We start from the raw sequence: 14,973 nt of genomic DNA, 5'->3' as shown, positions 1-14,973 counted from the left end.
GCTCTGCTGTTCACCGCCCGGCGGCGCTGCGCTTGCCGGGCCTACGGGTTCTGCGGTCACCGGCTGGACCGTAGGCCGGATAAGGCGAAGCCGCCATCCGGCATGTAGACAGGTGCCCGCTCTGCTGTTCACCGCCCGGCGGCGCTGCCCTTGCCGGGCCTACGGGTTCCGCGCTCACCGGCTGGACCGTAGGCCGGATAAGGCGAAGCCGCCATCCGGCATGTAGACAGGTGCCCGCTCTGCTGTTCACCGCCCGGCGGCGCTGCGCTTGCCGGGCCTACGGGTTCTGCGCTCACCGGCTGGACCGTAGGCCGGATAAGGCGAAGCCGCCATCCGGCATAAAGACTGGCACCTGCTCTGCTGTTCACCACCCGGCGGCGCTGCGCTTGCCGGGCCTACGGGTTCTGCGCTCACCGGCTGGACCGTAGGCCGGATAAGGCGAAGCCGCCATCCGGCATAAAGACTGGCACCTGCTCTGCTGTTCACCACCCGGCGGCACTGCCCTTGCCGGGCCTATGGGTTCTGTTGTCACCGGCTGGACCGTAGGCCGGATAAGGCGAAGCCGCCATCCGGCATCTTGTGCGACAAGCAGAATGACCGGTCTGGTTGCGAAGGCTATTTCCCTGTTCGTGCCGCCGTCAGCTCGGCGATACGCACGATCACCTGCACCGCTTTCTCCATCCCTTCCAGGGTGACAAACTCATGTTTGCCGTGATAGTTGTAGCCGCCGGTAAACAGGTTCGGGCACGGCAGTCCCATAAACGAGAGCTGCGCGCCGTCGGTACCGCCGCGGATCGGTTTCATCTGCGGTTCGATATCGCAGTCCACCATCGCCTGGCGGGCAATATCGACCACGTGCGGGTGGGCGATCACCTGCTCATGCATGTTGTAATAACTGTCCTCGATCACCAGCTCGATATAGCAGTCCGGATGTAGCCCCTTGCCCACCTTTTTGGCGATCTCCATCATCTTGCGCTTGCGCGCCTCAAAGTGCTTGCGGTCAAAATCGCGGATGATGTAGTGCATCTCGGCCCGATCGACGCTGCCTTTGATGCTGGTGAGGTGATAAAAGCCTTCATAGCCTTCTGTGGTCTCCGGCGCCTCGTCGGCCGGCACTTCGGCATGAATGCGCGCGGCCAGCGACAGCGCGTTGACCATCACCCCTTTCGCGGTGCCGGGGTGCACGTTGTTGCCGACGATCTTAATGGTCACCGAGGCGGCATTGAAATTTTCAAACTCCAGTTCGCCGACCCCGCCGCCATCTACGGTGTAGGCCCAGCGGGCGTCAAAGGCCTCGACGTCGAAATGCTTCGCCCCTTTTCCCACCTCTTCATCGGGGGTGAAGGCCACGCGGATATCGCCGTGGGGGATGTTTTTCGCCTGCAGGGTCGCCAGCGCGGTCATGATTTCGGCGATGCCGGCCTTGTCGTCCGCCCCCAGCAGCGTCTTCCCGTCGGTGGTGATCAGCGTCTGCCCCAAAAGCTGATGCAAAACCGGGAACATCACCGGAGAGAGCACCTCATCGCCAATGCCGAGCGCGATATCGCCGCCGCGATAGTTTTCGACAATCTGCGGGTTAACGTTTTTGCCGCTGAAATCCGGGGAGGTGTCGACGTGAGAGATAAAGCCGATGGCCGGGATATCGCCCTCAACGTTGGCGGGCAGGGTTCCCATTACCGTCCCTTTTTCACTCAGCGTTACCTTGACCAGTCCCATTTCTTCCAGCTGCGCCTGCAACAGGCGTAACAGCTTCCACTGCCCTTCCGTGCTGGGGACCTGACGAACGCCAGGCTTCGACTGCGTGTCCAAAGAAACGTACTGCAAAAAACGCTCAAGCAATTTATCCATGTAGCCACCCTCTTCTTTTGTGACAACATTATTGATAAGCCAGAAAAGACAAATATTGCGTCAGGTCATTTTTAGCCCGTAAAGCGAAATTTAATAACGGAACCGACGTTATGGTGTAAAAGTAGACTATGCGGGCGTATCAAGGATTGGCGATTACCCTCGTTTGCCGTAGAATGCTGGCCCTTATTAAAAACGTGCAACCCCAAAGGTGGTTAATCACAAACCCCGCAGCGGCCGGAAATTTCCGTTGCGTCTACATGGGACAGAGTCAAAAATTGAATATACAACCGCGTTCGCGTTCGCCGCTGGTGCATCTGGCGGGAATTCGCAAGAGCTTTGATGGTAAAACGGTCATCGATAACCTTAACCTGACCATCAACAATGGTGAGTTTCTCACCCTGCTTGGCCCCTCTGGCTGCGGTAAAACCACCGTTCTGCGCCTTATTGCCGGCCTGGAAAACGTCGACAGCGGACGGATCCATCTCGAAGATCACGATATCACTCATGTTCCGGCGGAAAACCGCCACGTTAATACCGTATTCCAAAGCTACGCCCTGTTTCCGCATATGACGGTGTTCGAGAACGTCGCCTTTGGCCTGCGGATGCAGAAAACCCCGGCGGCGGAAATCACACCGCGGGTGATGGATGCCTTAAAGATGGTGCAGCTGGAGGCCTTTGCCCAGCGCAAACCGCACCAGCTCTCCGGCGGCCAGCAGCAGCGCGTGGCCATCGCCCGCGCGGTGGTCAACAAACCGCGCCTGCTGCTGCTCGATGAGTCCCTTTCGGCGCTGGATTACAAGCTGCGCAAGCAGATGCAGAACGAACTGAAAGCGTTGCAGCGTAAGCTCGGCATCACCTTCGTCTTCGTCACTCACGACCAGGAAGAGGCCCTGACCATGTCCGATCGCATCGTGGTGATGCGTGATGGCAAAATTGAGCAGGACGGCACCCCGCGCGAGATCTACGAAGAGCCAAAAAACCTGTTCGTCGCCAGCTTTATCGGCGAGATCAATATCTTCGACGCCACGGTCATTGAACGCCTCGACGAACAGCGCGTGCGGGCCAGCGTGGAAGGGCGTGAATGCAACATCACCGTCAATTTTGCGGTGGAGGCCGGCCAGCGCCTGCATGTCCTGCTGCGCCCGGAAGATCTGCGCGTCGATGAGATCCACCACAACAGCGACGCCGACGGCCTGATAGGCTATGTCCGCGAGCGCAACTATAAGGGCATGACCCTCGAGTCGGTGGTGGAGCTGGAAAACGGCAAAATGGTGATGGTCAGCGAATTCTTTAACGAAGACGACCCGGATTTCGACCACTCTCTTGATCAGAAAATGTCTATCAATTGGGTAGAGAGCTGGGAGGTGGTGCTGGCCGATGAAGAACACCAGTAAATTCCAGAATGTGGTGATCGCCACCATCGTCGGTTGGCTGGTGCTGTTTGTCTTTCTGCCCAATCTGATGATCATCGCCACCAGCTTCCTGACCCGCGACGACGCTAACTTCGTCAAGCTGGTCTTCACGCTGGACAACTACTCGCGGCTGCTGGATCCGCTCTATTACGACGTGCTGCTGCATTCGCTGAACATGGCGCTGCTGGCGACCCTCGCCTGCCTGGCGCTGGGCTACCCGTTTGCGTGGTTCCTTGCCCGGCTGCCGCAGAAGGTGCGCCCCCTGCTGCTGTTCCTGCTGATCGTTCCCTTCTGGACCAACTCGTTGATCCGCATCTACGGGCTGAAGATTTTCCTCAGCACCAAAGGCTACCTTAACGAGTTTCTCCTGTGGCTGGGAGTGATCGACACGCCGATACGCATTATGTTCACCCCGTCGGCGGTGATTATCGGTCTGGTATACATCCTGCTGCCGTTTATGGTGATGCCGCTTTACTCCAGCATTGAGAAACTGGACCGTCCGCTGCTGGAAGCGGCGAAAGATCTCGGCGCCAGCAAGCTGCAGACGTTTATCCGCATCATCATTCCGCTAACCATGCCGGGGATCATCGCCGGCTGCCTGCTGGTGATGTTGCCGGCGATGGGGCTATTCTACGTTTCCGACCTGATGGGCGGCGCCAAGAACCTGCTGATCGGCAACGTGATCAAGAGCCAGTTCCTCAATATTCGCGACTGGCCGTTCGGCGCAGCAACCAGCATTACCTTAACCCTGGTGATGGGCCTGATGCTGTTGATTTACTGGCGCGCGGCGCGCCTGCTGAATAAAAAGGTGGAGCTGGAATGATCGGTCGACTGCTGCGCGGCGGCTTTATGACCGCCATCTACGCGTATCTCTACATCCCTATTATTATCCTGATCGTTAACTCGTTTAACCGGTCGCGCTTCGGCATCAACTGGCAGGGGTTCACCACCGACTGGTATAGCCTGCTGATGAACAACGATAGCCTGCTGCAGGCCGCCCAGCACTCGCTGACCATGGCGGTGCTGTCGGCGACCTTCGCCACCCTTATCGGCTCGCTGACCGCCGTGGCGCTGTATCGCTATCGCTTTCGCGGCAAACCGTTCGTTAGCGGTATGCTGTTTGTAGTGATGATGTCGCCAGATATTGTCATGGCTATCTCCCTGCTGGTGCTGTTTATGCTGATTGGCGTCCAGCTTGGCTTCTGGTCGCTGCTGTTTTCGCATATCACCTTTTGCCTGCCGTTTGTGGTGGTCACCGTATACTCTCGGCTGAAAGGCTTTGACGTGCGGATGCTGGAGGCGGCGAAAGATCTGGGCGCCAGCGAGATGACCATCCTGCGTAAAATCATCCTACCGCTGGCCCTGCCGGCGGTGGCCGCCGGGTGGCTGCTGAGCTTCACGCTGTCGATGGATGACGTGGTGGTCTCCTCGTTCGTCACCGGTCCGGGGTATGAAATCCTGCCGCTGAAGATCTATTCGATGGTGAAGGTCGGCGTTTCGCCAGAGGTGAACGCCCTGGCAACGATACTGTTGGTTCTGTCGCTGGTGATGGTCATCGCCAGTCAGTTAATTGCACGTGATAAAACTCAGGGGACGTAAAAATGAAAAAATGGTCACGCCACCTGCTCGCGGCGGGCGCTCTGGCAATCGGCATGAGCGCTGCCCACGCGGACGACAGCAAAACGCTCTACTTCTACAACTGGACCGAATATGTGCCGCCGGGCCTGCTGGAGCAGTTCACCAAAGAGACTGGCATCAAGGTTATCTATTCGACCTACGAGTCGAACGAAACCATGTACGCCAAACTCAAGACCTATAAAGACGGTGCGTACGACCTGGTCGTCCCGTCGACCTACTTCGTCGACAAGATGCGCAAAGAAGGCATGCTGCAGAAGATCGATAAGAGCAAGCTGACTAACTTCAGCAACCTCGATCCGCAGATGCTGAACAAACCGTTCGACCCGAATAACGACTACTCCATCCCCTACATCTGGGGGGCGACGGCCATCGGCGTCAACAGCGACGCTATCGATCCGAAAACCGTCACCAGCTGGGCCGACCTGTGGAAACCGGAATACAAAAGCAGCCTGCTGCTGACCGACGACGCACGCGAAGTGTTCCAGATGGCGCTGCGTAAGCTGGGTTATTCCGGCAACACGACCGACCCGAAAGAGATTGAAGCCGCCTATAACGAGCTGAAAAAACTGATGCCCAACGTCGCGGCGTTTAACTCCGATAACCCGGCGAACCCGTATATGGAAGGCGAAGTGAACCTCGGGATGGTATGGAACGGCTCGGCTTACGTCGCACGCCAGGCCGGTACTCCGCTGGAAGTGATCTGGCCGAAAGAAGGCGGCATCTTCTGGATGGACAGCCTGTCGATTCCGGCAAATGCTAAGAACGTCGACGGCGCGCTGAAGCTGATTAACTTCCTGCTGCGCCCGGATGTCGCCAAACAGGTCGCGGAAACCATCGGCTATCCCACGCCAAACCTGGCGGCGCGCAAAATGCTCAGCCCGGCAGTGGCCAACGATAAATCGCTCTATCCGGACGCCGCCACCATCGAAAAAGGCGAATGGCAGAATGACGTCGGCAGCGCCAGCACCATTTATGAAGAGTATTACCAGAAGCTGAAAGCGGGCCGCTAATCCCGCAGGGCGGAACCGCGGTTCCGCCCTTTTTTTGCCCTCACTTTAGCCTCTCAGCGCGCGCCAGAGGATCGCCGGCAGCTTGCGCCAGCGCGGCCGATGGTAAAAATCCGCCAGCCGCTGCGCCACCGCTTCCTGCCCCCGGTGGGTAATAAACCAGGGCGGCAAAGGCATCAGCGTCAGTTCGCCATGCCACAGACTGCGCGGAAACGGCCGAAACGGCGCCTCAATCACCGTGCGCTCGGTTTTCTCCAGCATAAAGCTGTTATGCACCTTGCCCCGCCCGCTCTGAATATCGTCGAGCGTATGGCCAGGGAACGCCCCCCACGGGCAAGGGGCTAACAGGAAGGCCACCCCGCTCCAGCAGTTGATCGCCACCGTGCCGTAGCGCAGCTCGGCGATCAGCGCGTTAAAACGCTTACGCCCTATCGCTTTACGGGTGCGCGGGTGGATCACAATATTGGCTCCCAGCGTGCCCTGCAGCCGCTGATTGGCATAGCCGATCGCCTGACGCAGAAAGCTTTCCGCGCTGTCGGCCTCAAGGCGGGTGACCGACAGCCCCGGGCCAAAGACCTCCTGCTGGCAGAACGCCGGGTCATCCTCGGTGTTCGCCACAATCAACGGCAGCGCGTCGCCGCGCGCTATCTCCAGCGGCTGGCGGGCGCGCAGACGAAAGTCAGTCAGCCGGTTTTCCGCGCCGGGGTAATAGTCCGGGCGGGTATTGGCGGCGATCAGCCGGTACAGCTGGTTAAGCAGGGCCGACGCCGGCTCCCAGCCCTGCTGCAGGATCAGCACCTGGCTGGCCACGCAGTTAAACCCGCCGTTGTTCATTTTCTGCGTCGCCAGCTGCTGCGCCTGAAAAGCGATATCCGCCTCGCTCCATGGCCCGGGGACGATAATGGTGGGGCTGACCCCGCCCAGCTCTGAGGTCACCCGGCGCGGGTTCAGCGGCATCCCGGCGGCCCGACGCTGGCGAGCGGCCTCACCGTCGCCCCAGACGATGGCGTCATGGCTCTCCCGCGATCCGGTAATATGGATCTCATCGACAGCGGGATGGGTGGTCAGCCACGCCCCCGCCCGGGCGTCGCCGGTGACGATGCGGAGCGCATCCATGGCGATCAGCGGCGCCAGAGCCTGAGCCAGCAGATCGTGCAGATAATCATTCACCGGGTTGAGCTTCAGCAGGCAGACCTGATTTTCAATAAACAGCTTGTGTAACACGTCCAGCGGCGCGATAGAGGCCACATTTCCGGCGCCGAGCACCAGCGCCAGCTTGCCCTGCCGCGCGGCCGGCGGGATGTCGTATGCGGCTGCCGCGCAGCGATCGAGATTGCCCCGGGTGACTCCCGGCTGCATCCAAATTTCAGCGCGAATACCGGAGAGCAGCAGCCGATCCCAGAGCGTGCCGGGCACCACCCGCAGCGCCAGCCGGCCGTCCGCCAGCGTCCTCAGCGGGATCCGCCGCAGAAAGGTTTTCTCCTCCAGTTGCTCCAGGGTGGCGATAAGCCCGTTGCAGCCGACCATTAGCGCGCAGGGGCCCGCCAGCCATTCTTCGCCCGTCAGCGGATCCCCCGCCGGCAGCCCTTTAGCCCTCGCCGCCGCCTCCACCCACGCCGGCGCTATGCTGGCCAGGGCATCCTTGATCTGGCGCAGGAGCGCCAGACGACGGTTCACTGAGGTTTCCGCCCAGCGCTGGCGCGCCGCCGACAAGGCGTGCAGCGCTGCGTCATACTGAGAGCAGGTCGTCAGACCGGGTCGCGCGTGGCTCATTGTCCCTCACTCATTAAAATTTCCCCGTAGGCCTGGCGCAGCTGGTTTTTAAGCACCTTGCCCGTGGCGCTGACCGGCAGCGCATCGACAAATATCACCCGGTCCGGGATCTGCCACTTGGGCACCCGTTTCTCAAACCAGGCCAGCAGATCGCTCTCCTCCACTTCCTCCCCTTCCGCGCGGACGCACAGCAGCACCGGCCGTTCGTCCCAGCGCGGGTGGCGGGCGGCGATGGCCGCCGCGCTGCGTACCGCCGGATGCGCGATGGCAATATTCTCCAGCTCAACGGTGGAGATCCACTCGCCACCGGACTTGATAATATCCTTTGCCCGATCGCTGATCACCAGATAACCATTGGCGTCGAGCGTACCGATATCGCCGGTATCAAACCAGCCTGCCGCGGTCAGGGCGCTTTCGTCCTGACCATAGTATTGCTCTACCACCCAGTGCCCCCTCACCTGCAGATACCCCTGACTTTGACCATCCCGGGGCAACGGTTCGCCATCCACGTCGACCACCTGCAGCTCGATGCCAAAAATAGGCCGCCCCTGACCGGTACGCTGCTTTTGCTGCTCCTGTGCCGGGAGGGCGTCATGTTTGCTCAACAGCGTGTTGATGGTGCCGATAGGCGATGTTTCGGTCATTCCCCAGGCGTGGGTCAGCGCAATGCCGTAATCGCGCTGAAAGGCCTCGGCCATCGACGGCGGCAGCGCGGAGCCACCAACCAGCGCACGTTTGAATTCAGGCATTCTCACGTCTGTCCGACGCATCGCCGCCAGCAAGCCGGCCCAGATCACCGGCACGCCAAACCCCACGGTTACTTTCTCGGCAGCCAGCAGCTGCAGCAGGCTGTCGCCATCGAGGTGCGGCCCCGGCAGCACCAGCCGCGCCCCGACCATGGCGGCGATAAACGGCGTCCCCCACGCGTTGACATGGAACATCGGCACCACCGGCAACAGGCTGTCCCTGGCCGATATCCCGGCGGCGTCCGGCTGATTGCCGCTCAAAGCGTGCAGGACCAGCGAACGATGGGTATTCAACACCCCTTTCGGCCGGCCAGTGGTTCCCGAGGTATAGCAGAGCGAGGCCGGCGTCAGTTCATTCAACTGCGGCCAGCGGTAGTCTACTGTCCCCTGCTGCAACAGATCGTCATAAAACAGCAATGAGGGCAGCTGGCTGAGCGCCGCTTCGCTGCGGGGCTCCATCAGCACGACGTGTTTCACCGTCGGCAGCTGCGCCAGCAGCTGCGCTACCAGCGGCAAAAAGGTCTGATCAAAGAACAGCACTTCGTCGGCAGCGTCGTTGAGGATATACAGTAGATGGTCAACCGACAGCCGCGGATTGACGGTATGCGTTACCCAGCCACCGGAGGCGACGGCAAAATAGATCTCCAGGTGGCGACGGTTGTTCCATGCGAGGGTGGCGCAGCGGGCGCCCGGTGGCAGCCCCAATGATGCCAGCGCCGAGGCCAGCCGCTGAGCGCGGCTGGCCACCTCCCCCCAGCTGCTGCGCTCCTTCTCACCGCCAGCGCTCACCGAGACGATCTCGGTCTCGCTGTGGTATTGCGCCGCATGGCTGAGCAGCGCGGTGGTGGTGAGATCCTGATAAATCATCGGTGACGGCATGGCGGGGTCTCCTTTGCAGACTTCCGGCGGAATTGAGGGGTGCGGCGCGATCGCGCGGGCGCCTATTGAATCTGGTCTACATTTGCCGGTCTGCACAAAAAAACGTACAGAAATCAGCGGTCACGCACAAAATAGAGTAGGGAATCGCTCAGAAAGGAGAAGCCGAGAATGGCAGGATGGAGGTCATTGCCCGGCGCCGGTCCGGGCGATATCGTCAGAGCGACCGCCGGGGGCTGACGGTAGCCAGGAGAAAGTTATGCGCGTCTCAGGGGGAAGCGGATCAGCGTCGTCCGCCGTCGCGCTGGCCTTTGCCCTTCCCTTTTGCGGCTCGCCGCTGCAAAACCCCCTCCATGATGCCGACAACCCCGTTGAGGGGTTTCCACAGCGCCACCAGCAGCAGCAACGGGCCGTATATTCGCACACCGCCGGTCGCTATCTGGCCGGTTAGCAACAGGGCTAAACCATCCAGCAGCAGGCACAATGCGCTGCCGGTGCCGACGAACAGACACAGCAGGAAGAGGATCGGTCGGCTGTCGGCGTGTAGCGGTAAAGCACGCTGGCTCCAGACGCCAACGAGAATGGCCGCGATCAAGGCGATCGATTCAATGACCAGGGGATTATGCATGGTCTGACTCCTGTCATGACGTATCATCCTTGTCAGCAGCGCTGCCGGAGGCGGCGGGCGTCGCCCTCGTCCCCGGCAGGCTGCTTCAGTTTACAGCGCGTTTTCCTGCAGCAGCTTATCGATAAAGGCGGGCACCACTTCGCTCGCCAGTCCGTAGTGCTTTTCGGCAAACTCGCTGCCCACCTGGCTGGGCTCCAGGTTCAGTTCAACGGTGTGGGCGCCGTGCAGCCGCGCCTCGTGCACAAAGCCGGCCGCCGGATAAACGTGGCCGGAGGTGCCGATGGCGATAAAGATATCCGCTTCGGCCAGCGCGCTGTAGATCTCGTCCATCCCCAGCGGCATTTCGCCAAACCAGACCACGTGGGGACGCAGCGCCGCCGGGAACTGGCAGCAGTGGCACTTGTCCTCTGCGGTGACGTCGCCGGTCCACTCCAGTACCTGGCCACTCCACGAACAGCGCACCTTCAGCAGCTCGCCGTGCATATGGATCACCCGGCGGTTGCCGGCGCGTTCGTGCAGATTATCGATATTCTGGGTGACCAGCAGAAAATGGTCGCCCAGCAGATCCTCCAGACGCGCCAGCGCCAGATGCGCCGCGTTCGGCGCGATCTCCGGACTCTGCAGCTGACGACGGCGGGCGTTGTAGAACGCCTGCACCAGCGCCGGGTCGCGGGCAAAACCTTCCGGCGTCGCCACATCTTCCACCCGATGCTCTTCCCACAGGCCATCGGCCGCGCGGAAAGTTTTGATCCCCGACTCCGCCGATATCCCCGCGCCGGTTAACACCACCACTCTCGGTTTGGCCATCGCTTCAGGCTTCATCCTGTCCTCCCTAAAGAAAATCCGCTGACGCAGACGGTCACGCAACTGACGTTTATTGCGACGAAAACGGCTCAATCGATGTAAACGGCGCGACTGCATAGCTACCTCTGTGATTAATGAGTCAGATGAAGGAAGGCCGCACCGCGCATTCCCCCGGCATCGCCGTGGCGCGCGCGCTCAATGCGCGGTACCCTGGCGACCGGCAGAAGATGGCGCGGTAATCGCTGCGCCAGCCCTTCGCTAATGGCCGTAAAGTTAGATAATCCACCGCCGAGCACCAGCAAATCCGGGTCGACAATGGTCAGTATATTCCCCAGACACACCGCCAGCAGATCGAGATAGCGCTCTACGTGCGCCTGGGCGCGCGGATCGTGCTGCTGCCACTGCGCCACAATCTCCGGCGAGGTGAGCGGTTGCTGATAAAAATGTTCATACAGCCAGGCAAAACCGCGGCCGGAGAGATAATTTTCAATGCAGCCCAGCTGGCCGCAGCCGCAGCGAAGCAGCGGAAAATCACGCCCGACCACCTCCAGGGCATCCACCGGCAGACGAATATGACCAAACTCGCCGGTGATATAGCTATGTCCGGTAATCGATTTACCGTTCAACACCAGGCCGCCGCCCACGCCGGTGCCGAGGATCAGCCCCATCACCAGCGGGTATTGCGTAAACTCATCGTCCCACGCTTCCGACAGCGCGAAGCAGTTGGCGTCATTATCGAGGCGCACATCGCGCCCCAGCCGCGCGCTGAGGTCGGCGCGCAGCGGCCGGCCGCTGGCGGCAGGCACGTTAGCGGCATACAGCGTGCCGTCCGCCGTTTCCGGCATCCCCGGGATACCGATCCCAACCGACCCCTGCTGGTCGAAGCGCTCATCGGCCTCGCGGACCAGCGCCTCTACCGCCTGAAGAAAATCCTCATAACTGCTTTTCGGCGTGGCGACGCGTTTTTCCCACTGCAGTCGCCGCTCCTGATTAAATACGCCCAGCGCTATCTTGCTGCCGCCAATGTCAAATCCATAGTACATTTCAGCAATTCCTCTTGTGTCGTCAGCCAGGCCGACGATGACGATAAATTACTGGCCACTCAGCACCCTCGCCGGGTCGATACGGCTGGCGCGGCGGGCGGGATACCAGCTGGCCAGCAAACTCAGCAACAGTGCTGTCACCAGCACATAAAAGACGTCCAGCCAGTGCAGTTCTGACGGCAGGAAGTCAATAAAATAGATGTCGCCGGAGAGGAATTTATGCCCAATCAGGTATTCGATGCCGTTGATGATTGACGTCAGGTTCAACGCGCAGATCACGCCGATCACCACCCCAAACAGGCTGCCTACCGATCCGGCTAATAAACCATACCACACGAAAATCGCGCGAATTAAGCCGTCTTTTGCGCCAAGCGTGCGCAGCACCGCAATATCGCCGCTCTTGTCTTTGACCGCCATCACCAGCGTCGAGACGATGTTAAAGCAAGCCACGCCGATCACCAGCACCATTGCCAGGTACATAATGGCGCGGATCATCTGGATATCGCGATACATATAGCCGTAGGTGCCGATCCAGCTCTTGATATAGACGTAGCTGTTGGTCACCTCGCCGGCGTCGCGCACCAGCTTGTTAGCATGGAAAACGTCCGTGACCTTGATGGCGATACCGGTCACGCTGCCGCCCATCTCCAGGTACTGCTGCGCATCCTGCATCGGGATCATGGCAAAACTATGATCGAGCTGGCCGCTCAGCTGCAAAATACCTGTCACATGCAGCCTGACGCGTTTCGGCTGCAGCAGCTGATGGTCGGCGTCGGCGTTAGGGATCATGATCGACACCCAGTCTCCCTGCTTCACGTGCAGCGCATCAGCGACGCCTTTACCCAGAATCACCTGCTGTTCACCGGCCTTGAAGCCGGCCCACGCGTTATTCTGCACAAAGGTGGGCAGCGCGCTGAGCCGGGTTTCCTGCTGCGGGTCGACCCCTTTCACCTGGATGGCGCGCATATTGCTGCCGCTCTCCACCAGGCCGGTGAAGTTAATATAGGGCGCCGCGGCGACTATCCCCTTCACTTTCTGCACCTTAGCCAGCGCCTCCTGCCAGTTATTCCACGGCTGGTTCACGGGTTCGATTTCACCGTGCGGCACCACCGCCAACACGCGGTTATTCAGCTCGCGCTCAAAGCCGTTCATCGCGCTGAGACCGACGATCAGCACTGCCACCCCCAGCGCAATACCGATGGTGGAGATCACCGAGATCAGCGACACCATGCCGCCGCGCCGCCGGCCGCGGCTGAAACGCAATGCAATCAGTAACGATAACGGAGAGGCCATTACTCGGCCCCCATCAGGGTCAGGTCGGCGGTCAGGCGGCCATCGCGCATCTCCAGCTGGCGGCTCATCCGCTTCGCCAGCTGCAGGTCGTGGGTCACCACCAGAAACGCGGTGCGCTGCGCGAGGTTCAGTTCGCCCAGCAGCTGGAAGATGCTGTCGGCGTTGCGAGCGTCGAGGTTACCGGTCGGCTCATCCGCCAATACCAGTCGCGGTTTGTTCACCAGCGCGCGGGCAATCGCCACCCGCTGGCGTTCGCCACCGGAGAGTTCCGACGGACGGTGATGGCTGCGGTGTTCAAGCCCGACCGCCTGCAGCATCGCTTTCGCCTGGCGTTCAATGTCCGCCGGCTTCTTTTTGCCAATCAGCAGCGGCATCGCCACGTTTTCCAGTGCGCTAAAGTCCGGCAGCAGATGGTGGAACTGATAGATAAAGCCCAGCTCGCGGTTACGCAGGTCGGCGCGCGCGGCGGTGGAGAGCTTGCTCATCGGCTGGCCGGAGAAAATCACGTCGCCAGAGGTGGGGGTATCGAGGCCGCCCAGCAGATGCAGCAGGGTACTTTTGCCGGAGCCGGAGGTACCGACGATGGCCATCATCTCGCCTTCATCAATGCTGAAGCTGACATTGTGCAGGACATCGGTTTGCACATTGCCTTCCTGATAGCGTTTGCACAGGTTGTCGCATTGCAGCAGGATCTTATTCATAACGTAAAGCCTCAGCGGGTTGAGTGGCGGCAGCGCGCCAGGAAGGGTACAACGTAGACAACAATGCCAGCGCCATCGCCACCAGGGCGATAACGACGACCTGCAGCGGCTCAATCGCCACCGGCAGCGCCGCGCCGTCAAGGAAGGCGCCGATGATCGGCATTAAATTATTCAACTGGCTGGCCAGCAGCGCACCAAGCACCGCTCCCAGCAGCGCGCCGACGATCCCTGCGCTGGCGCCCTGCACCATGAAGACGGCCATAATCTGCCGCGGCGTCAGCCCCTGGGTCTGCAGGATCGCCACTTCGCCCTGCTTCTCCATCACCATCATCCCCAGCGAGGTAATAATGTTGAAGGCCGCGACGGCGACGATCAGGCTGAGCAGCAGGCCCATCATATTTTTCTCCATGCGCACCGCCTGGAACAGTTCACCCTTGCGCTCGCGCCAGTCCTGCCACTGGGTGCCCGGCGGCAGCGTCTGCTGGCTGAGGGTATCCACTTGCAGCGGTTTATCCAGCCACAGGCGCCAGCCGGTGATATTCCCCAGCGGATAGCGCATCAAACGGGAAGCGTCGTCGATGTTGGTCAGCATCTGATAACCATCGACTTCGCTGTTGGCAGCGAAGGTGCCGATGACCGTAAACAGGCGCTGGCTCGGCACGCGGCCCATCGGCGTAAACTGGCTGGCGGAAGGAACCATCAGGCGAATTTTATCGCCGCGATTAACCCCCAGCTGACCCGCCAGCTGCTCGCCGAGAATAACGTTATATTTACCCGCCTGCAGATCGCTCTGTTTGACGTTCACCAGATACGGGGTCAGGGGATCGTTCTGCGCCGGGTCGATGCCCAGCATGACCCCGACCGCCACGCTGCGCGCGCTCTGCAGCACCACGTCGCCGGTGGTGATCGGCGCCACCCGGGTTACGCCCTGGAGTTTCGCCTCGCGCTCCGGCAGCTGTTGGGGATTCACCGAACCCTGTTTGGCGCTAAGTATGGCCTGGGGCATCAGCCCCAGGATGTTGTTTTGCAGCTCGCGTTCAAAGCCGTTCATCACCGACAGGACCGTCACCAGCGCCATGACGCCGAGGGTAATACCGATGGTGGAAAGCCAGGAGACGAAGCGACCGAAGCGGTCGGCTGCTCGCCCACGCATATAGCGCAGGCCGATAAAGAGTGCGGCAGGTTGATACATGTCATCCATCTG

General features: G+C 60.6%; 13 protein-coding genes. 4 read left to right on the top strand and 9 right to left on the bottom strand.

Annotation, left to right across the window (positions count from 1 at the left end; all coding sequences use genetic code 11):
• Positions 1-615 precede the first annotated feature (615 nt).
• On the bottom strand, positions 616-1,848 hold the full coding sequence (gene pepT, locus ABLV64_RS16645) for a peptidase T (protein WP_004206633.1): 1,233 nt from the start codon (positions 1,846-1,848) through the stop codon (positions 616-618).
• 257 nt (positions 1,849-2,105) lie between these two features.
• Between pepT and potA the strand changes: the two genes are divergently transcribed.
• The 4 genes from potA to potD are packed head-to-tail and all read left to right on the top strand — an operon-like array spanning position 2,106 to position 5,908.
• Complete coding sequence (gene potA / locus ABLV64_RS16640; RefSeq protein WP_004150811.1) at positions 2,106-3,242, top strand: spermidine/putrescine ABC transporter ATP-binding protein PotA; 1,137 nt, start codon at positions 2,106-2,108, stop codon at positions 3,240-3,242.
• Positions 3,226-4,083: a spermidine/putrescine ABC transporter permease PotB gene (gene potB / locus ABLV64_RS16635; RefSeq protein WP_004150812.1), complete on the top strand. Its 858-nt coding sequence runs from the start codon at positions 3,226-3,228 to the stop codon at positions 4,081-4,083. Before potA ends, potB begins: the two co-directional genes overlap by 17 nt.
• The gene (gene potC, locus ABLV64_RS16630; RefSeq protein ID WP_017898963.1) at positions 4,080-4,859 is read left to right on the top strand and encodes a spermidine/putrescine ABC transporter permease PotC; all 780 of its coding nucleotides are present in this window, start codon (positions 4,080-4,082) and stop codon (positions 4,857-4,859) included. Before potB ends, potC begins: the two co-directional genes overlap by 4 nt.
• 2 nt (positions 4,860-4,861) lie before the next feature.
• Positions 4,862-5,908 carry a spermidine/putrescine ABC transporter substrate-binding protein PotD gene (potD, locus tag ABLV64_RS16625; RefSeq protein ID WP_032455835.1) on the top strand — a complete coding sequence of 349 codons (1,047 nt, stop codon included), beginning with the start codon at positions 4,862-4,864 and terminating at the stop codon, positions 5,906-5,908.
• 45 nt (positions 5,909-5,953) lie between these two features.
• Here potD and ABLV64_RS16620 read toward each other — a convergent pair whose 3' ends face one another.
• The 8 genes from ABLV64_RS16620 to lolC all read right to left on the bottom strand — a co-directional run bounded on the left by ABLV64_RS16620 (position 5,954) and on the right by lolC (position 14,961).
• Positions 5,954-7,678, bottom strand: a complete 1,725-nt coding sequence (locus ABLV64_RS16620) for an aldehyde dehydrogenase family protein (protein ID WP_186933534.1) — start codon at positions 7,676-7,678, stop codon at positions 5,954-5,956.
• Complete coding sequence (locus tag ABLV64_RS16615) at positions 7,675-9,303, bottom strand: long-chain fatty acid--CoA ligase (protein ID WP_094311299.1); 1,629 nt, start codon at positions 9,301-9,303, stop codon at positions 7,675-7,677. The genes ABLV64_RS16620 and ABLV64_RS16615 overlap by 4 nt, the downstream gene beginning before the upstream one ends.
• Before the next feature lie 280 nt (positions 9,304-9,583).
• A complete protein-coding gene (locus ABLV64_RS16610) occupies positions 9,584-9,928 on the bottom strand; it encodes a hypothetical protein (protein WP_023317922.1) in 345 nt (114 codons plus the stop codon).
• Between the two features lie 90 nt (positions 9,929-10,018).
• Positions 10,019-10,849: a Sir2 family NAD+-dependent deacetylase gene (gene cobB / locus ABLV64_RS16605; RefSeq protein ID WP_017898959.1), complete on the bottom strand. Its 831-nt coding sequence runs from the start codon at positions 10,847-10,849 to the stop codon at positions 10,019-10,021.
• Positions 10,850-10,863: 14 nt separating this feature from the next.
• Positions 10,864-11,775 carry an N-acetylglucosamine kinase gene (gene nagK / locus ABLV64_RS16600; protein ID WP_032455829.1) on the bottom strand — a complete coding sequence of 304 codons (912 nt, stop codon included), beginning with the start codon at positions 11,773-11,775 and terminating at the stop codon, positions 10,864-10,866.
• A 48-nt stretch (positions 11,776-11,823) separates the two neighbouring features.
• Positions 11,824-13,068 (bottom strand): lipoprotein-releasing ABC transporter permease subunit LolE, encoded by a 1,245-nt coding sequence (lolE, locus tag ABLV64_RS16595; RefSeq protein ID WP_008806005.1) that lies wholly within the window; start codon positions 13,066-13,068, stop codon positions 11,824-11,826.
• Positions 13,068-13,769: a lipoprotein-releasing ABC transporter ATP-binding protein LolD gene (gene lolD, locus ABLV64_RS16590; protein ID WP_004204584.1), complete on the bottom strand. Its 702-nt coding sequence runs from the start codon at positions 13,767-13,769 to the stop codon at positions 13,068-13,070. Before lolD ends, lolE begins: the two co-directional genes overlap by 1 nt.
• On the bottom strand, positions 13,762-14,961 hold the full coding sequence (gene lolC, locus ABLV64_RS16585) for a lipoprotein-releasing ABC transporter permease subunit LolC (RefSeq protein ID WP_004204582.1): 1,200 nt from the start codon (positions 14,959-14,961) through the stop codon (positions 13,762-13,764). Before lolC ends, lolD begins: the two co-directional genes overlap by 8 nt.
• Positions 14,962-14,973 lie beyond the last annotated feature (12 nt).

The organism is Klebsiella sp. JB_Kp031 (genome assembly GCF_040064295.1).
GTDB classification, from domain to species: domain Bacteria; phylum Pseudomonadota; class Gammaproteobacteria; order Enterobacterales; family Enterobacteriaceae; genus Klebsiella; species Klebsiella quasipneumoniae.
The sequence above is the reverse complement of the archived record's forward strand: the minus strand, read 5'-3'. Positions and strand labels throughout refer to the sequence as shown.

What these genes read in the sequence shown, in the direction of transcription:
- pepT (WP_004206633.1), bottom strand. Translation starts at nt 1,848, where the DNA reads ATGGATAAATTGCTTGAGCGTTTTTTGCAGTACGTTTCTTTGGACACG.
- potA (WP_004150811.1), top strand. Translation starts at nt 2,106, where the DNA reads ATGGGACAGAGTCAAAAATTGAATATACAACCGCGTTCGCGTTCGCCG.
- potB (WP_004150812.1), top strand. Translation starts at nt 3,226, where the DNA reads ATGAAGAACACCAGTAAATTCCAGAATGTGGTGATCGCCACCATCGTC.
- potC (WP_017898963.1), top strand. Translation starts at nt 4,080, where the DNA reads ATGATCGGTCGACTGCTGCGCGGCGGCTTTATGACCGCCATCTACGCG.
- potD (WP_032455835.1), top strand. Translation starts at nt 4,862, where the DNA reads ATGAAAAAATGGTCACGCCACCTGCTCGCGGCGGGCGCTCTGGCAATC.
- ABLV64_RS16620 (WP_186933534.1), bottom strand. Translation starts at nt 7,678, where the DNA reads ATGAGCCACGCGCGACCCGGTCTGACGACCTGCTCTCAGTATGACGCA.
- ABLV64_RS16615 (WP_094311299.1), bottom strand. Translation starts at nt 9,303, where the DNA reads ATGCCGTCACCGATGATTTATCAGGATCTCACCACCACCGCGCTGCTC.
- ABLV64_RS16610 (WP_023317922.1), bottom strand. Translation starts at nt 9,928, where the DNA reads ATGCATAATCCCCTGGTCATTGAATCGATCGCCTTGATCGCGGCCATT.
- cobB (WP_017898959.1), bottom strand. Translation starts at nt 10,849, where the DNA reads ATGCAGTCGCGCCGTTTACATCGATTGAGCCGTTTTCGTCGCAATAAA.
- nagK (WP_032455829.1), bottom strand. Translation starts at nt 11,775, where the DNA reads ATGTACTATGGATTTGACATTGGCGGCAGCAAGATAGCGCTGGGCGTA.
- lolE (WP_008806005.1), bottom strand. Translation starts at nt 13,068, where the DNA reads ATGGCCTCTCCGTTATCGTTACTGATTGCATTGCGTTTCAGCCGCGGC.
- lolD (WP_004204584.1), bottom strand. Translation starts at nt 13,769, where the DNA reads ATGAATAAGATCCTGCTGCAATGCGACAACCTGTGCAAACGCTATCAG.
- lolC (WP_004204582.1), bottom strand. Translation starts at nt 14,961, where the DNA reads ATGTATCAACCTGCCGCACTCTTTATCGGCCTGCGCTATATGCGTGGG.